This is a genomic window from Neptunitalea chrysea, assembly GCF_027924145.1.
GTDB lineage: Bacteria > Bacteroidota > Bacteroidia > Flavobacteriales > Flavobacteriaceae > Neptunitalea > Neptunitalea chrysea.
The window spans coordinates 90660-112278 of the sequence record NZ_BRVP01000012.1 but is presented as its reverse complement, the minus strand read 5'-3'; the positions used below and the strand labels follow the sequence as shown (position 1 = coordinate 112278).

Below are 21619 nucleotides of genomic sequence, written 5' to 3'. Positions count from 1 at the left end.
ATTATTCTATTGTTAAAAAATTATATAATTAAATTCCATCATTATCACGTTTAAGATAATTATTTTTTGGAAAATTATAGTATATTCACAAATAACATAAACTATATTGTAAATATTGATTACTACACATTATAATACAATAGGAATCGGGATTGCATTTTCCCCCAACCTTAAAGCTAACATTTATGAAGCGGCACGGTTGGCATTGTGTTTTAATGCCCGCTTAGTATTAATACATGTTGGTAATAGAACTACACAAAAAGAAGTTACCCTAAAAGAAATTATTGCCCCTTTTAAAGAGCTGCATTTAGAATATAAAGTGGTATATGAATTAGGAGATCCGGTAGAAGTTATATTAAATGCCATTAAAGTAAAGAAAATTGACCTTCTGGTATTAGGAGCGTTACAACGAGAAAAATTGGTAAAGTATTATGTAGGTTCTATAGCCCGAAAAATTACCCGATCTGCATCGTGCTCTGTATTGCTTTTAATAAAACCCTCGGTAGAAAGGGTGCCCTGTAAAAATATAGTGGTTAATGGTTTAAGCAGTCCCAAAACAGAAGCTACTATTGCTACCTCGTTTTATGTGAGTCATAAACTAGAGGCTAGAAAAATTACCATTGTAGAAGAAATTAGTCAGCAAAAGGTACAAGTAAAAGTAGAAGACGATAAAACACTAAGAAAAGCAACTATTGTAAAAGAGCGTTTACGCCTGAGAGAAGAATCTAGAGTTAAAAAAATAGTAACCCAGATACCAGAAGATTACAAGAAAAACATTCGGGTAAAAACACAGTCTATCTTTGGAAGAAGAGGCTATTCTATTGGGCATTATGCACAACTAATGCGTGCCGATCTACTTGTAATGAATGGTAGTAACCACACCTCCTTTTGGGATCGTTTTTTTACCCATGACCTAGAATACATATTAAGAGAATTACCAACCGATGTGCTAGTTGTTTAATACATGAATCCGAAAGAAAAAGGTATACACATATTTTTAAAAGCCTTACCCAAAAACATATTCTCTGGTTTTGTGGTAAGCTTAATTGCGCTACCCTTAGGGTTAGGACTTGCTATGGCTAGCGACGCCCCTCCTATTTCAGGTATTATTACTGCTATTGTAGGGGGTGTTATCGTGTCAATTTTTGGAGGAAGTAATGTAACCATTACTGGCCCCGGTAACGGATTGGTTGGTGTTATTATTATGGCTATTGCTACCTTACAATTAGAAGGTGCTTATGCCGCCATTGCAGTGTCGGGTGGGTTATTATTGCTTCTTGGTTTTTTGCGTTTAGGAAAAGTGGCCGACTTTTTTCCGTCATCGGCTATACAAGGCATGTTAGCCGCTATTGGACTTATTATTTTAGGAAAGCAATTTCATATTATGCTAGGCCATAAAATTGTAAGAGATAGCAATCTGGAATATTTACTAGAAATACCACATACCATTTTTCAAAGTTTCAATCATCAGGATATAGGATTACACTATGCAGCAATTGCAGGGGTAATTAGTCTAGGGATTATGATTGTGTACCCAAAACTTAGAAACAAGTATTTGCAATTGGTTCCTGCGCCTATGTGGATTGTTATTCTGTCTATATCGTTCAGTTACTATTGTGAATTAATTTTAGGAACACCCAATGTCATACATCCTGATTATATGATTTCGGGTATTCCGAATGTAGAACAAATTATAGCCGATGTGAAACTCCCCGACTTTTCGCATATAAATGGTTTTTTATTTTGGGATAGTGTAATCTCATTAACGCTTATAGCCAGTGTAGAATCGTTATTAAGTATTAAAGCAGTAGACAAACTAGATCCTTTAAAAAGAAGATCTAATGTAAACCGAGACATTAAAGCCTTAGGTTTGGCTACCATTATAAGCGGTTTTTTAGGAGGTTTAAATGTGGTAACCGTTATTGCTCGTAGTTCTGTAAATGTAAACAACGGTGGTACCAACAGGTCTTCTAATTTTTTCCATGCTTTTTTTCTAATCATATTTATTGCGCTGTTTAGTACACAGTTAACCCGTATCCCCTTGCCTGCTCTAATGGCTATATTAGTATTTACAGGGTATAAACTGGCATCACCTATAAAAGCAAAGCAAATACTATTAATTGGTAAAGAGCAGATTATCATTTTTATGACAACCCTAATTATTACCCTTACCGTAGGGTTAATTTCAGGAATTCTTATAGGGGCATTGGTAACCCTACTTATGCACATGATTATTAAAAGAAACTTTATCTTCTTTTTTAGGTATGTGTTTGTGCCCAATGTTTTAATGTTTAAAGAAGAAGATGGTGAAGAAGACAAAGAAGATAGTTATTTTATAAGCGTTAAGCACTTTTGTACGTTTTTAAATTACTATAAACTAAAAAATAAATTAGCCGATATTCCGGAAACAGCCGATGTTATACTAGATTTTTCTATGTGTGAGTTTGTAGACCATACCGCAATGGAAAGTTTAAATAATTACCAGGATATGTTTACTAAAAAGGGGGGTAATTTTGAGATTAACGGATTAGACATGCACAACTCCGATACCCCACATCCGTTTGCTTTACGCAGGGTTATTCCGGTAGCTAAAATGTTACGAGACGTTAATTTTACTAAGCGTCAAAACCAGCTCAAAGAAATTGCTCCGCGATATTTACTTAACTATTATTCCCGTAAGCGAAAAGAAGTTGAATTTTTAGAGCACTTTACGTATTTTAATACAAAAACCGTTAATCATATTTATAACCAACTTTCTAATATAGAAACCGGTATTCATTTGTTTGATGTAGAATATTCTGAAGGTGAATTTATTGCCAAGGAGGTCATTCGATCTACCATGTTACTTATTAAACCCCAATCCCATATTCCCGATTTTACACTTGACAAAGAAGGTTTTATAGAAAAAGCGTATGCACTTGCAGGTTTTAAAGATATAAATATTGAAGCTTATGAAGACTTCTCAAAACGCTTCTATTTAAAAGGAGAAAATATTACAGATATTCAGAACTTCTTCTCAGATGAATTAGTGCAGTTTTTTGAAAGTAACCCATACTACCATATTGAGTCTAATGGTAAAGGCATTTTAATTTTTAAAAAAGAGCGTCTTGCCAGTATAAAAGAGTTAAAAGCATTATTAGATTACGGAAAACGATTAAAGGTTTGTATTGAAGAAACGGTTCATACCTATTCATAAAAAGGTTGGGGTGTATATACTAATTACCTATTGGTATTAACCTATATGTACCTTCTTCATTAAGACGTGCGCAACAAGGTATAGGTCGACCAGCCGAAAAAAATAGATAACCTTCTATTTCACCTGTAGCATCGTCTATAGTAATTGCTATGGTACCATCTTCATCCCTCCAATCAGCAGATGGTACAGATACTCCAACACCCCAAGCGGTTTCCATGTCTATTCTTTTGGTATAAGACTTTTTTCTATCTTTTAGTACTCGTATTTCAAATGGTATATCTTCTAAATATTCAATATCTAAATCTGCCATCAATTTTTTTACTATGGCTATTATTTCTGCTTCTGTATGGTTCATTTATTTGTTAAATGTTTATAACACTAATATATAAAACAAACCCCAACCTATTCATAAAAAGGTTGGGGTGTATATGCTAATTACCTATTGGTATTAACCTATATGTACCTTCTTCATTAAGACGTGCGTAACAAGGTATAGGTCGACCAGCCGAAAAAAATAGATAACCTTCTATTTCACCTGTGGCATCGTCTATAGTAATTCCTATAGTACCATCTTCATACTTCTTATGAAATGGTACAGATACTCCAACACCCCAAGCGGTTTCCATGTCTATTCTTTTGGTATAAGACTTTTTTATATCTTTTTCTACTTGTATTTCAAATGGTATATCTTCTAAATATTCAATATCTAAATCTGCCATCAATTTTTTTACTATGGCTATTATTTCTGCTTCTGTATGGTTCATTTATTTGTTAAATGTTTTATAACACTAATATATAAAACAAACCCCAACCTATTCATAAAAAGGTTGGGGTGTATATACTAATTACCTATTGGTATTAACCTATATTCACCTTCTTCATTAAGACGTGCGTAACAAGGTATAGGCCGACCAGCCGAAAAAAATAGATAACTTTCTATTTCACCTGTAGCATCGTCTATATTAATTGATATGGTACCATCTTCATCCCTCCAATCAGCAGATGGTACAGATACTCCAACACCCCAAGCGGTTTCCATGTCTATTCTTTTGGTATAAGACTTTTTTCTATCTTTTAGTACTCGTATTTCAAATGGTATATCTTCTAAATATTCAATATCTAAATCTGCCATCAATTTTTTTACTATGGCTATTATTTCTGCTTCTGTATGGTTCATTCTAATAAAGTTTAATCTAATTTATCTAAATATTTGCTTAAATCCCAATTTTTAAAATCATCCTTGTTAAATTGTTCCTTTCCAAACATTTTTTTTGCTTGTTTCCTATATTTTGTATTATTCTCTAATATTCCATTTAATGCATTTACATCGTTTATTATATCTTCGTTAAGCCATTTTCCTTTACGGTGGGCATTTTGTTTAAGTATTTCACCAATTACATCTGCCTCATGCAACCATCTTGGTATTTTATCATATAACTTTTTTAACTCAGGAAACTCTCTTGTCATTTTATACCAAAGCTTTAAATGTAGCAATTCATGCTGCAAGGTATAATAGGTTATCTTAAAAACCAATCGTTCCCCATTAACAATAGCACCACTTACTCCTTGAAAAAAGTAAATTGCGGGTCCTTCTAATACTAGCTTATACCTTTTGTTTAAAAAAGTAGATTGGTGAAATACTCCATGTATAGGATTTTTATACCACCTTTTAAAAAGTGTGTTAAATTCTTCACTATTCCTATCTACTAAATGCAAAGCTGTTTCAAAAATTTCTGCTGTTTCTTTTGCAACCTTATTAAAGTAACGCACAGATACCATACCCTCCTTACCAGGTATAATTAATTTTTTATAAATATCTCTATACAGTGCATCTTTTTTGGGTTTCCTTTTTAGAAGCTTTTTTGCTTTGCTTACCAAGGTTTCAAACTCTTCTTTCCCTTTTAAAAACCATTTAGAGATTGTTTCCCAAACACCATCTAATAATTGCTTTAACTTTTTGCCTCCTTTAGCAAACAGTTCTCCAAGCTTTTGCAGCATTTTTAAAAAAGCTTTAAACCCTTGTGCTGTTTTTTGCCCAATAGCAGTTGTAGCTTTAACAAAAACCTTGTTTAAAGTTTGTACAAGGTCGGCAGTTAAGGTTTGTACTTTACTTGTTATTGTACCTATGGTTCCAATTTTTGCTATATTGGCATACGGCACAAAAAAAGTAGCAATAAATGCAATCCCAAATCCCGAAACATATGCTATACGAACCCAGTTATAATCACCCGCCTCATTTTTTTTAAAATACGATTTTATTTTTTCATAAAACCCTTTAAAAATTGTACTTACTTCTTCCCAATTAATAGTACTTATAGCATTAATAAAATTATCAATGGTTTCTTTTATTTCTTCCCAGCTACTAAATATATTACTAGGCGTTTGTAAATAACTACCCGCAAACTTAATCGTTGAAGAAATAAAATCTACCAAACCATTATAAATACCACAACGCAAAGCTATTACTTCTTGTAAATAGTTTTTTTTTGCTGTTTCAGTAAAACTTTTAAACGTTTCAGATTTGTAAAGTTCATTAATAAACTTGGCTATATATGCATTATAATTTTCAATTAATCCAACAATTTTATCAACAATAGCTTTTGTAATTTTTACTACAAATCCGGGAATCAAATCATTCCATTCAAACCTTTCGGGGTCATTCTTTAAAGATTCAGTAATCGATTTTATTTCATTTATGGTGTCATCATCTACCGTCAAAAAATTTATCAGATTATCTTCGCTAAATACATACTCTTCACTTTCTGTATCCCAAAACTTATCCTCAATCTTAAGCAGATCTACTCCTTCCCCTATTTTTTCAAGAACCCAACCTAATCCTTTAACGGGTAGGCTAATAAGATTTAACATGAAGCACGTTCCCTCCACAAAAGAAGTTGCTATTGTAGTATCCTCAATATACCCTTTTGTAAGTAACTCAAATACCTTATCATGAGAAATCTTATAATATTCATTATTCTCTAAAAAGTTGTAGAAACTAGAGTTTCCATTACGTAAACTTTGATGATTTTTTACAATGTTAGCAGATGCTCTACCGTACATAACAGCTTCCGATAAAAAGTCACTCTCGTTATCTTCTAGAAATAAAATAATTTCATCATCTCCCGGTTTAGTAGACTCATAAGCCTCCTTTACTTTATTTCCATCTTTTGATATAAAAATGTAAAGTGTGTAAGCCAATTTATCTGTTTCAGAAAACTCTTTGTCCCTATTGTAATCATAATAAACATCAAATTTTAAAAAATCATCAACCTTTACAGAAGATCCAACATCTGTAATAATATTTATAGGTTGATTGTTCGAACTATATACCTTTCCGTCCGGAAAATACAGGTTGTTTATAGACTGCACAGACCTGTCTGAAAATTTTTGTGTAAGTAGGGGGTTCACATTAGTCATTCCTCTGACTGTTTCTCCCCTTAAAATTACACTTTGATTTTTGTTAAATGGGCTGCTATAACCCATCGTGTTCGATATACTTCCCATATCTCTGCTCTTAGTTAAAAAGTGAAGCACTAAGAAATATCCATAGTAAACTACTTTAGGGCAAGCCCATAAAGCATTTATAAGAATTACGTTTTAATTTAGAAACAAGTCTCAGAGCATTTAATCTCGATTATCGAGTAAACTACTTTAGGACAAGCTCATGAAGCATTTATAAGAATTATGTTTTAATTTAGATTATGGGTAAACTACTTTCCCAAATCTAATAAGAAACAATGATGATAATAGGTAAACATAAAATCTGTTTACTATAAATTAAAAAGAAAAATTAAATTTATGAAATCTCGTATTTGAAGAACTATATCGGTTTCTGAAATATAATGAAGTACAAACATACTCTTTTATTAATAATGAAACAAATAAGATTTATTAATATTAGACTTTTGCATAGCTAACAACTCAACTCTATAATTTCATTTCTTAATAAAATCATAAAAACACCTATTATTTATTCGTTATTTTTTACTTTGCATTGTTTTTTTATTCAAAATTTCAAATTCTTCAATTATTTATTAATCAGTTATTTCCTATGAAACTATATACCATAGAAACCGGAAACTTTAAGTTAGACGGGGGTGCTATGTTTGGTGTTGTACCAAAATCTATTTGGAACAAAACCAATCCGGCAGATGCCAACAATATGATTGATATGGCAGCCCGTTGTTTACTTGTAGAAGATGGTGACCGACTTATTCTTATTGATACAGGAATGGGGAACAAACAAAGTGAAAAATTCTTTGGATATTACTATATGTTTGGAGACCATACCTTAGATGGCTCATTACAAAAACATGGTTTTCACCGAGATGATATCACCGACGTTTTTATGACGCATCTTCATTTTGACCATTGCGGTGGTAGTATACAATGGAATAAAGACCGTACCGGATATGAACCTGCTTTTAAAAATGCAAGATTCTGGACCAATAAAGACCATTGGCAATGGGCTATAAAACCAAACCCCCGCGAAAAAGCTTCCTTTTTAAAAGAAAACATTCTACCTATGGAAGAAAGTGGTCAATTAAACTTTATTACCAATCCTACCGGTGATTTTCTGGAAAACAGTGAACTAGGTTTTGATATCCTATTTGCAGACGGGCATACCGATAAGCAAATGTTACCGCATTTTAACTACCAAGGGAAAACCTTAGTTTTTGCTGCCGACTTACTACCAACTGTTGGACATATTCCGTTACCGTACGTTATGGGTTATGATACCCGCCCGTTATTAACAATGGATGAAAAAGCTACCTTTTTAAATAAAGCAGTAGAAAATGAGTACTATATTTTGCTAGAACACGATGCGCATAACGAAATTTGTACGGTAAAACATACTGAAAGAGGTGTTAGATTGAAGGATATTTATACTTTTGAGGAAATTTTTAATTAACATTACATAATATATAATGAAAATAGTTAAACCAATTACAATAACTGCAGCAGCTGCTTTGATGCTAGCAAGTTGTGGTGCCCCAAAAATTGTTGCTACTCCAATTACAGACATTAGTGGTGTAACTGAGAAAAAAGCAGAATTAACTGAAGAGCAATTAGAAAACTGGATGCATTTAGATCTAGTAGCTGATACCATTCCTGGAATGAGTGTTAATAAAGCTTATGAACTTGTAAAAGACCTTACTCCTACTAAAGTAATTGTGGGTGTGGTAGATTCTGGTGTTGATATTGAGCATGAAGATCTTAAAAATGTTGTTTGGACAAACGAAGACGAAATTCCAGGTAACGGAATTGATGATGATAAAAACGGATACATTGATGACGTTCACGGATGGAACTTCTTAGGTGATATTGTTGATGAAAACTTAGAAATGACTCGTATTGTTAAGGCTGGTGATGATGGGTCTGAGCAATATAAAGCTGCTAAAAAAGCATTTGATGAAGATTATCAAAATGCAAAACAAAGTAAAGAGCGTTACGAGCAATTAGTAATGGCTGTTAAAAATGCTCATGGTATTGTTTCTGAAAAATTAGGAAAAGAAGACTATACCAAAGAAGAGGTTATGAGTATGGAAGCAGAAACTCCTGAGGTTAAACAAAGTGTTGGCTTATTAGGACAAATGTTTGCTTATTCTGATAACATTCCTGCTTTAATTGAAGATATTCAAGGAGGAGTTGAACATTTTACAGATCAATTAGAATATAACCTAAATTTAGAGTTTGATGCAAGAGGTGTTTTAGGAGACGATCCTAATAACTTTGAAGATAACAAATATGGTAACAACAATGTAGTTGGGCCAGAGCCAGATGAGGCTTTACACGGTACACACGTTGCTGGTATTATTGCCGCTCAAAGAGACAATGGTATTGGTATGAATGGGGTTGCTAACAACGTAGCTATTATGGCTGTTAGAGCAGTACCAAACGGTGACGAGTACGATAAAGATATTGCATTAGGTATTAGATATGCGGTAGATAACGGTGCTAAAGTAATTAACACTAGTTTTGGTAAAGCATTTTCTCCTCATGCTCAGTGGGTTTACGATGCTATTAAATATGCGGGTGAACACGATGTATTAATTGTAAATGCTGCCGGTAACGATACATATGACTTAGATAAAGTAAGTGTATACCCTGCTGATGCTATTGGTACAGGACCTGAAATGTCTGATAATTTTATTACCATTGGTGCGTTAAACTATAAGTACGGACCAGAATTACCTGCTACATTCTCTAACTATGGTAAGCATAATGTAGATGTATTTTCTCCTGGTGTGAAAATTTACGCTACCATTCCTGGTAATAAATATAAGTTCTTACAAGGAACTTCTATGGCATCTCCTGCTACTGCAGGTGTAGCTGCCTTAATACGTTCTTATTTTCCTAAATTAAAAGCTGCAGAGGTTAAACAAATTCTTATGCAGTCTGGTTTAGCAATTAACAAAAAAGTATACATTGGAGGTAATCCTGAGGATACTGCAAACTTTGCCGACCTTTGTAAAAGTGGTAAAATTGTAAACGCATACAACGCACTTATTCTGGCTGCTCAAGTAGATGCAGGTAAGACAAAATTATAATTGTAAGATTTTTTGCAATCTTTAAACCGCTTTTATATTTTTAAAAGCGGTTTTTTTTTAACTCACTAAATTATTTATATGAAAAAATTAAGCTTTAGCCTTAGTTGCCTGTTAGCTATTATTTCTTTTAGCCTTTATGCTCAAAGTTCTTGCTACTGGCAACAACATGTTGACTATACTATGGAGATTAAAATGGATGTAGAAAACTACCAATACAAAGGAGAACAAACGTTGGTTTATTCTAATAATTCTCCAGACGCATTAGACAAAGTTTTTTACCATTTGTATTTTAATGCTTTTCAACCAGGAAGTGAAATGGATATCAGGTTGCAAAATATTGCAGATCCGGATAGTAGAATGGTAAACAACTTAGGGACTAAAGATAACCCAATATATGAGAGTAGAATTTCTAAACTTACCCCAGAAGAGATTGGATACATTAAAATAAAGTCGTTAAAGCAAGACGGTACTAATGTAACTTACAAGGTTACCGGAACCATCTTAGAGGTTACCTTAGCAGAGCCTATTCTACCGGGAGCTAAAGCTACTTTTAAAATGAAATTTGACGGTCAGGTACCGGTACAAATCAGACGGTCGGGTAGAAACAATGCCGATGGGGTAGCACTATCAATGACACAATGGTACCCAAAAATGGCTGAGTACGATTTTGAAGGATGGCATGCCGACCCATATATTGCAAGAGAATTTCATGGTGTTTGGGGAAATTTTGATGTGAAAATTACCATAGATAAAGATTATATTTTAGGAGGTACCGGTAACCTACAAAACGGAGACAAGATAGGGTATGGGTATGAAACCCCTGGAACCAAAGTAAAAAGAAGAGGTAAAACCAATACATGGCATTTTGTAGCTAATCAGGTACATGATTTTACTTGGGCTGCAGACCCAGAATATATTCACAACTCATTAAAAACTAAAAACGGTATTACTATGCACTTCTTATTTAAAGATGATAAGAAAGTAAAAGCTGCATGGACACAAATACAACCAAAGGCTGCGGAACTTATGGAGTACTATAGTACTCATATTGGTCCGTACCCATGGGATCAATACTCTATCATTCAAGGTGGAGATGGTGGTATGGAATACGCTCAGTGTACCTTAATTACAGGTGGTGAAGATTACAACGATTTATTTGGTACTACTGCCCATGAAATGGCGCACACTTGGTTTCAACATATTTTAGCTACAAACGAATCTGAACACCCATGGATGGATGAAGGGTTTACTTCTTTTATTTCTGCCTTAGCAAGCGCTTATGTAAAAGGAAACAAAAATGCTAAACCTTTTGGTTCTTATAGAAGCTACTATTATTTAGTAAATTCTGGTAAAGCGCAAACTGCAGCAACACATGGAGACAGATACGAATACAACTTTGCATACTCTATTAATGCATATGTAAAAGGTAAAATTTTCCTTTCGCAATTAGAATACGTAATAGGAGAGGAGAAGCTAATGGAAACATTGAAAAAATACTACGACGATTTTAAATTTAAACACCCAACACCTAACGATTTTATAAGAACCGCAGAGAAAGTTTCAGGAGCACAATTACACTGGTATTTAACCGATTGGATTGAAACTAACAACACTATAGATTACGGTATTAAGGAAGTAAAAGCTTCTGAAGATACTACCAGCACTGTGGTTACTTTAGAAAGAATTGGTTTAATGCCAATGCCTATAGATGTAGTGGTAGAATATACCGATGGTACTTCTGAATATTTCTATATTCCGTTACGTATGATGAGAGCCGGAAAAGCAAATCCGTATGATTTTAAGAAAACAGAATTAGCAGATTGGCCTTGGGCTTTCCCAACCTATGATGTAACCATAAACAAACCAATGGCTGAAATAAAAACCATTACCATAGATCCTTCAGGACTAATGGCAGATATTAAACTTGCTAACAATAAATATCCGGCACAATAAGGACTGCTTATTTTTTAAAATAAAAGGAGGCTGTATTTTAAAAAATACAGCCTCCTTTTTTTGTTATTAATTGATATTTTTACAAAATCTGTGTAACGTTTTTAATTTTCATTTACCTACTAAAAAAATGAAAACAAAAAACTGCTTTATAATAAGTATACAACCCTTTAAATATTGCATGGTGCATTAAACCTATTTTCTATGAAACTAAAAACAAGATTATACATTTTACTTTTTGGCTTTTTAACCACGGTAACACTTACGGCACAAAACCAACCTACTGCACCCCTTGCAAACTCGCTTTTATGGGAAATAAGCGGCAACGGATTAACTGAAAAGTCATACCTCTTTGGTACACAACATATGATATGTGCTGATAAATTTAAACTAAAAGACTATGTAACTACGACCCTTTCATCTGCCGATAAATTGGTATTGGAAATAGATTTTGACGACCCTGCTGAAATGCAAAAAATGGCGAAATTAACAGTTGCAGAAAAGCCCCTAAGTGAAACTTTAACAAAAGAACAATACCACAAATTAGATAGTGTGCTGCAAGCCAATATACAAATGAAGGCTTCTGATTTTGAAAATTTTACCTTGCTAGCAATTATGAGTACTTACATTTCTAAAAGCATAAAATGTACCCCAAAAATGATAGAGCTTGAACTTATAACTAAAGCGATGTCGCAACAAAAAGAACTCGTAGGTTTAGAAACCGTAGATGCACAAATGGAAGCATTTTCTAAAGGTTTTACCACTGACGAAATTATTGATGAGCTAGGATATAATACTGATAGCTATTTTGATGAAATGAGTATGTTATATGCTTCTGAAAAACTATCTGAATTATACGCTTACGTTACAAAACCAGAAATGGTTACTGAAAATAATTTGAAATACTTATTTACCGATAGAAATAAAAACTGGGTTGATAAATTACCAAGTATGATGAAGGACCAAAGCTTATTTATAGCAGTAGGAGCAGGGCATTTAGCAGGGGATACAGGTGTTATAAAATTACTTAGAAAAGCAGGTTATACTGTAAACCCAATTACAAAATAAGTCTATGGCCAAAATATCTGAAACTGAATTTCTGGCCAAAATAAATGAACACAAGGGAATTTTATATAAGGTTTCCAAGATTTACATGGATACAGAAGAAGATCAATCTGATCTTTTTCAGGAGATTGTTTTACAATTATGGAAATCTTACGGAAGCTTTAGAGGCGAAAGTAAATTTTCTACCTGGATGTACAGGGTTGCTATTAATACTTCAATACTGTATTTAAAAAAAGAAAAACGTAAGGTGGCTACTTCCCAATTAACCAACGAAGAGGTAAAAGAACCAAACGAAAATACAGACGAAAAAGAACTTCAACTAGCTCATTTTTATAAGGCAGTACAACAACTAAACAAAATTGATAAAGCCATTATTTTTTATCAATTAGAAGGATTCTCTCATAAAGAGACAGGTGAAAGCCTAGGAATATCGGAAGGTAATGCGAGGGTTAAATTGAAAAGAGTAAAAGATAAATTAAAAGAACTCATTAAAGAACAGGGTTATGGATTTTAAAGATATACAATCTGCTTGGGAGAAGGATAATGACAAAAACGTGGAGCTTCCTAAAAATTTAGATAAAATTCAGTCGGCAAATACCCCTTTGGATAAAATTAAAAGCAACCTGAAAAAAGAACTTTGGTTGCAGGTATTTGCAATTTTAGTATTGGGATTCGTACCTGCTGTTTACCGTTACGAAAATACCTTAACACATATATATTATCTTCTATATAGTTTATTCACAGGAATTTGTATTTATTATTTAACTAAATTATATATTTTCCTTAAACGCTTAAACACCGTAACCCTAAATACCCGTGACAATTTATATGAAACCTATTATGATGTAAGGCTAAATATGGAACTATACAAAACCTTTGGGTTTGCTCTTAGCCCTTTTTTAATTCTATTTTTATTAGGGTATTACTATAACAATGTATTTGGCTTAACTATTTTAGATATAGAACAATTATCTGAACTACACATTACCATTCTATTTGTTGTTGTTGCAGTAACTATCCTTTTAACGGGAGTACTGCTAGAGTGGTGGGTACATTTCTTTTACGGTAAATATGCTAAAGAAATCAAGGCCGTTATAGACGATCTTAAGGAGTAAACTACTATGAGGCTAGCCCGCGAGCCATTATTAAGAATTTCATTTCTATTTCGAGACAAAACTCAAAACATTTAATCTCGATTATCGAGTAAATAAAATAATGCATTACTTAAGGTAAAAGGATTTCATTACTTTTGCCAAACGTAATAAAGTATATGGATTTCAGTTTCCCAAAAGATGAAAAGCTCAAAAGTAAAATTCTTATTCAGAAATTATTTTCTGAAGGGAGTGCTGTATCTAAATATCCGATAAAGCTTGTATACATCGAAGCTACTCCAACAAAAGATGTTTTAGTACAAGCTGGTTTTTCGGTTCCGAAACGTTTTTTTAAAAAGGCAGTAGACCGAAACCGTATTAAAAGATTACTACGAGAAGCATACCGATTACAAAAAACGGAACAGTTTTTGCGACTACAGAAATCATATGTTTTTATGTTTATCTATACCGGTAAAGAGCTTCCGGATTTTGAATTTATCCAGAAAAAAATGTCAGATTTATCGGAAAAATTTATACAAAACGAACTTAATATTCGTTAGAGTAAAGATAAACCGAAACTTTTTTTAAATTAGCTAACGCCACTACTAAAACCTTAATTTAATGAAGAAGAAGATTATTATCTGCTGCGCGGCTATTACTATATTTTTTATAGGAACCTCCTTTAAAAACGACTTTTTTGAAATTTCTAAACAGATTGAAATTTTCACTACACTATTCAAAGAACTGAATATGAATTATGTAGATGAAACCAATCCCGGAGAATTAATGGATACTGCCATTAAAAGTATGCTGGAAGATTTAGACCCTTATACCAACTTTTTAAATGAACAAGATGTGGTTAATTATCGAATTAACCAAAGTGGAGAATACAGTGGTATTGGTGCAAATATACGTACTGTTAAAGATAAAATGATTATTCTGGAACCTTACAAAGGATATCCGGCAGACTTAGCAGGATTAAAACCCGGTGATGAAATTATTAAAATTGACGACATCTACATTAAAGATTTTAAAGACAGTTATAACGATTTACTAAAAGGTGCTCCAGGATCTACTGTAACTCTTACCTACCTTAGACAAGGTAAACAATATACTACTGCAATAAAACGTGAGGGTATAGAAATAGATGCAGTTCCATTTTACAAAAAAATAAATGAAAATACAGGATATATTGTTTTAGAACGTTTTAATGATAAAGCTTCTAAACAAGTAAAAGATGCTTTGGTTGCGCTAAAAGCAGAAGGAGTAGATAAGTTAGTACTAGATTTACGAAATAATCCGGGTGGACTATTAAGAGAGGCTATAGAAATTTGTAACTTATTTGTACCTAAGGGAGAAGTAATTGTTACTACCCAATCGAAGGTTAAAAAATTTAATCAAACTTATAAAACCAAAAGAAATCCTGTAGATACCGAAATACCATTGGTAATTTTAGTTAACGGAAGAAGTGCTTCGGCCAGTGAAATTGTTTCGGGTGCTTTACAAGACTTGGATAGAGCAATAGTGCTAGGTGACAGAAGTTTTGGTAAAGGATTGGTGCAACGCCCACTAAAACTTTCTTACGGAACCCAATTAAAAGTAACTATCTCTCGTTATTACACGCCTAGCGGACGTTGTATACAAGCTTTAGACTACTGGAATAGAGATGGTAGCGGAAAAGCCGTTAGAACGCAGGAAAAAGACTTTAAAGCCTTCCAAACTAAAAACGGAAGAACTGTATACGATGGTGGTGGTATTATGCCAGATGTTGAAATAGCTTCTTCTAAAAACAGTGTATTTACAAATAGTTTAATTAACAATTATGTGATTTTTGATTATGTAAATAACTACTTCTATTCACATCAATTAACCAATGCAGCCGATTTAAAATATACTGATAAAGAGTATGCTAATTTTAAAAAATACGTTATTAAATCCGATTTTAGTTTTGAAACCGATACCGAAAAGAAGCTTAAAAAGTTAATGACGAAAAATGAATTAGACGCGCTGGGGAACGATGTTAAAATTTCTTACCAAAATTTACTAACTACCATTGAAGATAGTAAAGTAAATGCTTTAGATGCATACAAAGCTGAAATTGAAAATGCCGTTGAAAATGAGATTATAAAGCATTATTTCTATAAAGAAGGCTTGTACACTTATAATCTTACACATGATGAAGCGGTTACTATTGCTACAAAACTTTTAAATGATTCTTCAAAATATAAATCAATTCTTCAATAAGAATTTTACATGAACATTATGTTTGAAGAGGTATTAGAAAACGATGTTTTTCTAATACGTGAATTAGCTTTAAAAGTATGGCCAGATACGTTTAAATCTATCTTAAGTGAACAACAAATAGCTTATATGATGGATATGATGTACAGCGTACCTGCTTTACAAGAACAGCTTAAAAATAATTGCAGATTTCTTATTATAAAAAAGGAAGATTCTGCTGTAGGGTTTGTATCTTTTGAGATAGGGTACAACCAAAACCCGGAAGTTACCAAACTTCATAAAATTTATATTTTATCTGAGTACCAAAGTAAAGGATTAGGAAAGATAACTATAAACAAAGTTGCTACCATAGCAAAGGAAAATAACTGTACCATACTGGCATTAAATGTTAACAGATACAATGCAAATGCTATTATTTCCTATGAAAAAATAGGCTTTACTAAAACCAAAGTAGAGAACATTAACATAGGCAACGGGTACCTAATGGAAGACTATATAATGGAGAAAAAACTAACCAATTAATGAATACTGAAGATAGATCTGAAGCTTTTAAAAAAATATTTATCGATTATGAAGTTGAAACCAATGAAGTAGTAAAAGAAACTATTCAACGGATGAAACAAATAGATAAGATAATTCCCCCTATCGAAACATTTTTTGCCTCAGTAAATATATTGGAATATAAATTTGAATACTTAAGCAAAAATATTGAGCACAATCTTGGATATACGGTTTCTGAAATGCATGAAAATGGAGGGGTTTTGTATTTGCTCTCTAAAATTCACCCAAACGATGCCCCTTTATTGCTAAAAGCAATAGATGAATTAATGAAATATATTACTACAAAAATACCTGCAGATAAACGTGATAAAATTTCTTGTTCATATAACTATAGAATTAAGAAAAAGGATGGTACTTATATAAACATTCTTGAGCATATTTCGCCAGAGTATTTTAATAAGGACAAAATTCCGTTGTTTGTCACTTCATTTTATACAGTTAATGGTTCTAAAAATGAATATCCAATAGTAGCTATTATAAAAATACTAAACGAGAAAAACGGTTATGAAACGTTATATTACAAAAACTATTCTACTAACTCTATTGTAAGTAAACTAACTAATAGAGAAATAGATATTGTACGGTTACTAACCTTAAGTAAAACCAGTAAAGAAATAGGTGATATTCTATTTATTAGCTCTCATACGGTAGATAAACATAGAAGAAATATTCTTAAAAAAATGAACTTTAAATCAACCGGAGAAATTGTACAGTATTACAAAGATAATTTTATTTCGTAAGATCTTTTTATCTAATAAAAACAGAATTAGCATATTAATAAATTTTCATCTATAGAGGCATATTTAAGCATATTCAATTATTAAAATACTCAATTTGAGTATTTTTTAAAAGTTTATTTACATATACATTTGTAGTAAGATTGGGTTTTTTTTGGGGTTAAAAAATCTTTTATCTAACTAAAAATTAGGGTTAAAACACTTAAGCTTATGCTTAAGTGTTTTTTTTTAACTTATCCATAAATTTTTTAAATCTATAAATAGCAAGTATTTCTTTTCACGCAAAAAAAAGTTAAGCCCACTTTATTATATATACTATACCGTTCTTTTTTATTTCTACCTAATGAATATTAATTCTGATTATCAAAAGTATAACTTACTTTTAAGGTAACCTTAGGAGAAAAAACCATTTTAGAATAATTAGAAAAACCATCACCTGTAGTAGTGTTTCTCAATACGCGCGTATTAAAAATATTATCTCCTGAAAGATTCACCTTCCAAGAATCTTTTAAAAAGGACTTATTAACCCCAATAGAGGTAAACCAAGCGCCTTTTGAATAATTCTGTGCACCTTTTGAATCCCCATAGAAATAACTATTAGATTGTATGCTAAAATCATCAGAAATAGTAAACGTATTGTTAAACTTTACGTTGTAATTAAACTGTTCCTGAGTGTATTTTGTATCTTCAAAATCTACATCTAACTTATAGTTAAATAATGATAAACTAAGATTCGTTTGCCACCATTTTACCGGCTTCATATTCCCCATAAATTCTATCCCGGTACTATAAGAATCACCTACATTCTGTTCTTTAGAAATAATAGTTCCATCTTCATAAGTATAATTATAACTAGTACTTACACCATTTTTTACATTATGAAATGCCTGAATACTTAAATAATCAGTATCTGTCCAGTTTTGTTTGTAAGCTATTTCATATGCATTTATATACGTAGGTAATATATCGGCATTGCCTTGGTAATAAGAAGTAACAGTAGAATACTGAAATACCGGTACTAATGAAAAATATCCTGGACGCTCTATTCGTCTGCTATAACTGGCAGTTAACTGTAAATCATCGTTCCAATTATATAATAGGTAAGCACTCGGAAAAAGTTTTGTTCTATTATAAGAGGCCGGTTCATAAACCGTACTGCCATTACTATTGATATACGTATAATTAGATTTTGTATGTTCATACTCTGTACGTAATCCTAATTTATACTCAAACTTTTTATAGGAACTACTAAAATTGGTAAAACCTGAATAAATAGTTCTCGAATAGTCTATAATTTGATTTGAACGCTGGTTGGAAAAAGGAATCAAATTTCCATCTACATACATTCCATTTTCGGTTCCAATTTCGGGTATATTATCTATATCTACATCGGCACCAATTTTAAACAACGTAGTTTCTGAAAAAGGATGTTCATAAGTAAACTTACCAGAAATCATAAGCTCATTCTTCTCATAATTTTGAGAGCCTATTTGCTGTGTTTCTGTTTCATAAACTTTAGTATCAACAAACGCTTCTTCGTACGGACTCATATAGTTAGAAATACTTCCGTCAAAAATTAATTTATGTGATTTATCTTCATTAAAAAAGTGATTATATGACAACGAACCCCCATAATATCCATACTTATTTTTATAACTGCTAATAAGGTCATAATAACCATCTTCAATTAAATTAGTATTCTCATACACTTCAGTAGATACCCAACCATTACTCAAATTACTACTTTGGTTTTTTATAGGTTCAATATTAAACGCTACATCTATATAATCCTTATCGGTAATATCATAATTAAACCCAGTCTCAAGTTCTATTCTTTTATTTCCTCTTTTCGAGGTCTTTACTAAATGCGTAGCATATAATAGCTCGTTGTCTGTAGCAGATTGTCTAATATCATGGTCTATTTTATTCCAAAACCTTCTACCGCCATTTACATTAATATACCACCCACTTTTATCCGTTTTCTTATCAATAGAAGCATTTCCATAATAAGATCCTAAGGTAGAAGTGCTTGCAGTAACATTAATTGCATACCCCTCTAAACGTGTTTTTTTAAGTATAATTTGTATAATACCAGCCGTACCCTCTGCACTAAATTCTGAAGACGGATTCGTTATCACCTCAATATGATCTATTTGTTCGGCCGGAATTTGTTGTAATTTCTCTGTGCCATTTGGCACCGGATGTCCATTGATGTATACTTTAAAAGTACCATCTCCTCTATAGGTAACTTCTCCTGTTACATCTACTTGTAAAGAAGGTACATTTTTTAATAAATCTACTGCTACAGTGGCTTCTGGAAAACTAGCCGCATTAATAATTTGTCTGTCTACTTTATACTGAATAGCAGCTTTTGTTTTGGTAACCACAACCTCATCTAAATTTTCGGCACCTTGTTCTAAAAAAATAGTTTCCAAATTAGTTACCTTATTTGTAACTACTATTTCTTTTTGCACTTTACTAAAACCTAAAAAACTAGCATTAAAAATATAAGTACCATAGGGCACATTTTTAATTTGAAAGAATCCTTTTTCATTGGTAATAGCTCCATACGTTATAGTATCATTGGTTACTGCTGATACTGTTACCTCTGCATAGAGTATAGATTCGTTTGTATTTTTATCTACTACAAGCCCTTTAATCGTTGATTTTTGTCCAAAACTTACTAAAGAAGTTAATAACGCAAAAAGAAGAAAATAAGATTTCATATATAGTATTTTTCTTAAAATAAAGATTCAAAAAAATACTATATGTTACAGTTTTGACTGTAATTATTTATAATATAACATTCCTATATGCGGAATACCATCTTCTAAATATCCTTCTCCCACTTGCAGAAAACCGTGAGACTCATAGAAATCTTTTAAATATTCCTGAGCAGATATTTTAATAGTTGTAGCAGCCAATTCTGCTACAATAAATTCTATGGAAGCCTTTATAATATCGTGTCCATAGCCAAATCTTCGTTTGGTTTGCTTCACAACAACACGTCCAATACTAGAATATTCAAAATAATCACCAGGCTTAAAAATACGCGTATAAGCTACTACTTTACCCTCATCTTCTCCTATCAAATGAAAGGCTTTTTGATCCTTATCATCTATGTCTTGATACACACAATCTTGCTCTACCACAAACACCTCACTGCGCAATTGTAAAATCGCATAAAGTTCATTTATGGTTAATTCATTAAAAACTTTTATAGTAATATTCATCGAAGCCAATTAATCTTGAACAATAAAATCTTTTACATCCTCTTTCCTGTATTCAGGTTGAATATTGATATGATTAATACCAAACTTATCTTCTAATACATGCTCTATTTCGTGTAACACCGTATCAAATTCTGAAATAGTTAAATCTTCTGAACAATCTAAATGTGCTTCTAAATGCAATTCATCCTCATTTAAATGCCACACATGAATATGATGTAGTTTTTGTACATATTTAATTTTATGAACCGCTCTTACAATCTCCTTAATATTAATATTTTCCGGAGTAAATAACATAAGTATTTTAGTAGACCCTTTTAGCAAATCATACCCAACAACAATAAGATATATGGCAATAGCGAACGTTAAAATACTATCTACCCAATAAATCTCAAAATACTTCATTAGCAAACCTCCAATCAATACTGCAACACTTGCAAGCATATCGGTTAGTAAATGTATATACGCCGATCTCATATTCATATTGTCTTTAGCAGATTTTTTAAGTAATAGTACACTCAAACCATTTGCTAAAATACCTAATAGCGCTAACCAAATAACAATACCCGATTTAATTGGGATTGGCGTAATAAAACGTTCTATAGCTTCCTTAACAAGATACACTGCCACTAAAATTAAGGTAGCAGAATTTACAAATGCAGCTATAATTTCTGCTCTTTTATAACCAAATGTTTTATTGGTAGAAGCTTTCTTTTTAGAAAGTTTTCTAGCTACATAACTAATGATTAATGAAATAACATCGCTAAAATTATGAAGTGCATCTGATATTAAAGACAAACTACCCGATATCAATCCGCCTACTGCCTGAGATGCCGTAATAATAATATTCAAAAAAATAGAAAACAATAAATTCTTTCCATGTAGGTCATGGTCGTGATGATGATGGCCTCCTCTATGATGGTGATGATGGTGCGACATACTTATAATCTTAACTCGCGTAGCAAGAATTATACTCGAAAAATTGAATCTAAACTAA

Annotated in this window: 19 protein-coding genes; 12 read left to right on the top strand and 7 right to left on the bottom strand. The window is 32.2% G+C overall.

From position 1 onward, the window contains the following. Nucleotides 1-115 precede the first annotated feature (115 nt). Complete coding sequence (locus NBRC110019_RS10135; RefSeq protein WP_281754542.1) at nt 116-961, top strand: universal stress protein; 846 nt, start codon at nt 116-118, stop codon at nt 959-961. A 3-nt stretch (nt 962-964) separates the two neighbouring features. Continuing rightward, nucleotides 965-3196, top strand: coding sequence for a SulP family inorganic anion transporter (locus tag NBRC110019_RS10130; RefSeq protein ID WP_281754540.1), 2232 nt, complete (start codon nt 965-967; stop codon nt 3194-3196). A 19-nt stretch (nt 3197-3215) separates the two neighbouring features. Here the strand turns inward: NBRC110019_RS10130 and NBRC110019_RS10125 are convergent, their stop codons facing one another. The 4 genes from NBRC110019_RS10125 to NBRC110019_RS10110 form a co-directional block, all read right to left on the bottom strand. Continuing rightward, entirely contained in the window at nt 3216-3551 is a 336-nt protein-coding gene (locus NBRC110019_RS10125; RefSeq protein ID WP_281754538.1) for a hypothetical protein, read from the bottom strand. A gap of 76 nt (nt 3552-3627) precedes the next feature. Next, entirely contained in the window at nt 3628-3960 is a 333-nt protein-coding gene (locus NBRC110019_RS10120; protein WP_281754537.1) for a hypothetical protein, read from the bottom strand. A gap of 77 nt (nt 3961-4037) precedes the next feature. Beyond that, nucleotides 4038-4373 carry a hypothetical protein gene (locus NBRC110019_RS10115; protein WP_281754536.1) on the bottom strand — a complete coding sequence of 112 codons (336 nt, stop codon included), beginning with the start codon at nt 4371-4373 and terminating at the stop codon, nt 4038-4040. A gap of 11 nt (nt 4374-4384) precedes the next feature. After that, nucleotides 4385-6613: a phage tail family protein gene (locus NBRC110019_RS10110; protein ID WP_281754535.1), complete on the bottom strand. Its 2229-nt coding sequence runs from the start codon at nt 6611-6613 to the stop codon at nt 4385-4387. Nucleotides 6614-7247: 634 nt separating this feature from the next. Here NBRC110019_RS10110 and NBRC110019_RS10105 point away from each other — a divergent pair. The 10 genes from NBRC110019_RS10105 to NBRC110019_RS10060 all read left to right on the top strand — a co-directional run bounded on the left by NBRC110019_RS10105 (nt 7248) and on the right by NBRC110019_RS10060 (nt 17395). Further along, on the top strand, nt 7248-8108 hold the full coding sequence (locus tag NBRC110019_RS10105; RefSeq protein ID WP_281754534.1) for an MBL fold metallo-hydrolase: 861 nt from the start codon (nt 7248-7250) through the stop codon (nt 8106-8108). A 16-nt stretch (nt 8109-8124) separates the two neighbouring features. After that, nucleotides 8125-9747: a S8 family peptidase gene (locus tag NBRC110019_RS10100; RefSeq protein ID WP_281754533.1), complete on the top strand. Its 1623-nt coding sequence runs from the start codon at nt 8125-8127 to the stop codon at nt 9745-9747. A 78-nt stretch (nt 9748-9825) separates the two neighbouring features. After that, the gene (locus NBRC110019_RS10095) at nt 9826-11700 is read left to right on the top strand and encodes a M1 family metallopeptidase (protein ID WP_281754532.1); all 1875 of its coding nucleotides are present in this window, start codon (nt 9826-9828) and stop codon (nt 11698-11700) included. 201 nt (nt 11701-11901) lie between these two features. Further along, nucleotides 11902-12765, top strand: a complete 864-nt coding sequence (locus NBRC110019_RS10090) for a TraB/GumN family protein (RefSeq protein ID WP_281754531.1) — start codon at nt 11902-11904, stop codon at nt 12763-12765. Between the two features lie 4 nt (nt 12766-12769). Then, nucleotides 12770-13276: an RNA polymerase sigma factor gene (locus tag NBRC110019_RS10085; protein ID WP_281754530.1), complete on the top strand. Its 507-nt coding sequence runs from the start codon at nt 12770-12772 to the stop codon at nt 13274-13276. Then, the gene (locus NBRC110019_RS10080; RefSeq protein WP_281754528.1) at nt 13266-13877 is read left to right on the top strand and encodes a hypothetical protein; all 612 of its coding nucleotides are present in this window, start codon (nt 13266-13268) and stop codon (nt 13875-13877) included. Before NBRC110019_RS10085 ends, NBRC110019_RS10080 begins: the two co-directional genes overlap by 11 nt. Before the next feature lie 155 nt (nt 13878-14032). Beyond that, nucleotides 14033-14413 carry a ribonuclease P protein component gene (gene rnpA / locus NBRC110019_RS10075; RefSeq protein ID WP_281754526.1) on the top strand — a complete coding sequence of 127 codons (381 nt, stop codon included), beginning with the start codon at nt 14033-14035 and terminating at the stop codon, nt 14411-14413. A gap of 61 nt (nt 14414-14474) precedes the next feature. After that, nucleotides 14475-16097 carry a S41 family peptidase gene (locus NBRC110019_RS10070; protein ID WP_281754524.1) on the top strand — a complete coding sequence of 541 codons (1623 nt, stop codon included), beginning with the start codon at nt 14475-14477 and terminating at the stop codon, nt 16095-16097. Between the two features lie 9 nt (nt 16098-16106). Next, the gene (locus NBRC110019_RS10065) at nt 16107-16616 is read left to right on the top strand and encodes a GNAT family N-acetyltransferase (protein ID WP_281754522.1); all 510 of its coding nucleotides are present in this window, start codon (nt 16107-16109) and stop codon (nt 16614-16616) included. Further along, nucleotides 16616-17395 carry a LuxR C-terminal-related transcriptional regulator gene (locus tag NBRC110019_RS10060; RefSeq protein ID WP_281754520.1) on the top strand — a complete coding sequence of 260 codons (780 nt, stop codon included), beginning with the start codon at nt 16616-16618 and terminating at the stop codon, nt 17393-17395. Before NBRC110019_RS10065 ends, NBRC110019_RS10060 begins: the two co-directional genes overlap by 1 nt. Before the next feature lie 347 nt (nt 17396-17742). Here NBRC110019_RS10060 and NBRC110019_RS10055 read toward each other — a convergent pair whose 3' ends face one another. From NBRC110019_RS10055 to NBRC110019_RS10045, 3 genes are all read right to left on the bottom strand, one after another. After that, nucleotides 17743-20118, bottom strand: coding sequence for a TonB-dependent receptor (locus tag NBRC110019_RS10055; RefSeq protein ID WP_281754519.1), 2376 nt, complete (start codon nt 20116-20118; stop codon nt 17743-17745). Between the two features lie 63 nt (nt 20119-20181). Further along, nucleotides 20182-20625: a GNAT family N-acetyltransferase gene (locus NBRC110019_RS10050; protein ID WP_281754518.1), complete on the bottom strand. Its 444-nt coding sequence runs from the start codon at nt 20623-20625 to the stop codon at nt 20182-20184. 9 nt (nt 20626-20634) lie between these two features. Beyond that, nucleotides 20635-21561 carry a cation diffusion facilitator family transporter gene (locus tag NBRC110019_RS10045; protein WP_281754517.1) on the bottom strand — a complete coding sequence of 309 codons (927 nt, stop codon included), beginning with the start codon at nt 21559-21561 and terminating at the stop codon, nt 20635-20637. Between the last annotated feature and the right edge of the window lie 58 nt (nt 21562-21619).

Excerpts from the sequence above, each read along its gene's own strand:
- NBRC110019_RS10130 (WP_281754540.1), top strand. The coding sequence starts at position 965 with ATGAATCCGAAAGAAAAAGGTATACACATATTTTTAAAAGCCTTACCC.
- NBRC110019_RS10125 (WP_281754538.1), bottom strand. The coding sequence starts at position 3,551 with ATGAACCATACAGAAGCAGAAATAATAGCCATAGTAAAAAAATTGATG.
- NBRC110019_RS10120 (WP_281754537.1), bottom strand. The coding sequence starts at position 3,960 with ATGAACCATACAGAAGCAGAAATAATAGCCATAGTAAAAAAATTGATG.
- NBRC110019_RS10115 (WP_281754536.1), bottom strand. The coding sequence starts at position 4,373 with ATGAACCATACAGAAGCAGAAATAATAGCCATAGTAAAAAAATTGATG.
- NBRC110019_RS10110 (WP_281754535.1), bottom strand. The coding sequence starts at position 6,613 with ATGACTAATGTGAACCCCCTACTTACACAAAAATTTTCAGACAGGTCT.
- NBRC110019_RS10105 (WP_281754534.1), top strand. The coding sequence starts at position 7,248 with ATGAAACTATATACCATAGAAACCGGAAACTTTAAGTTAGACGGGGGT.
- NBRC110019_RS10100 (WP_281754533.1), top strand. The coding sequence starts at position 8,125 with ATGAAAATAGTTAAACCAATTACAATAACTGCAGCAGCTGCTTTGATG.
- NBRC110019_RS10095 (WP_281754532.1), top strand. The coding sequence starts at position 9,826 with ATGAAAAAATTAAGCTTTAGCCTTAGTTGCCTGTTAGCTATTATTTCT.
- NBRC110019_RS10090 (WP_281754531.1), top strand. The coding sequence starts at position 11,902 with ATGAAACTAAAAACAAGATTATACATTTTACTTTTTGGCTTTTTAACC.
- NBRC110019_RS10085 (WP_281754530.1), top strand. The coding sequence starts at position 12,770 with ATGGCCAAAATATCTGAAACTGAATTTCTGGCCAAAATAAATGAACAC.
- NBRC110019_RS10080 (WP_281754528.1), top strand. The coding sequence starts at position 13,266 with ATGGATTTTAAAGATATACAATCTGCTTGGGAGAAGGATAATGACAAA.
- rnpA (WP_281754526.1), top strand. The coding sequence starts at position 14,033 with ATGGATTTCAGTTTCCCAAAAGATGAAAAGCTCAAAAGTAAAATTCTT.
- NBRC110019_RS10070 (WP_281754524.1), top strand. The coding sequence starts at position 14,475 with ATGAAGAAGAAGATTATTATCTGCTGCGCGGCTATTACTATATTTTTT.
- NBRC110019_RS10065 (WP_281754522.1), top strand. The coding sequence starts at position 16,107 with ATGAACATTATGTTTGAAGAGGTATTAGAAAACGATGTTTTTCTAATA.
- NBRC110019_RS10060 (WP_281754520.1), top strand. The coding sequence starts at position 16,616 with ATGAATACTGAAGATAGATCTGAAGCTTTTAAAAAAATATTTATCGAT.
- NBRC110019_RS10055 (WP_281754519.1), bottom strand. The coding sequence starts at position 20,118 with ATGAAATCTTATTTTCTTCTTTTTGCGTTATTAACTTCTTTAGTAAGT.
- NBRC110019_RS10050 (WP_281754518.1), bottom strand. The coding sequence starts at position 20,625 with ATGAATATTACTATAAAAGTTTTTAATGAATTAACCATAAATGAACTT.
- NBRC110019_RS10045 (WP_281754517.1), bottom strand. The coding sequence starts at position 21,561 with ATGTCGCACCATCATCACCATCATAGAGGAGGCCATCATCATCACGAC.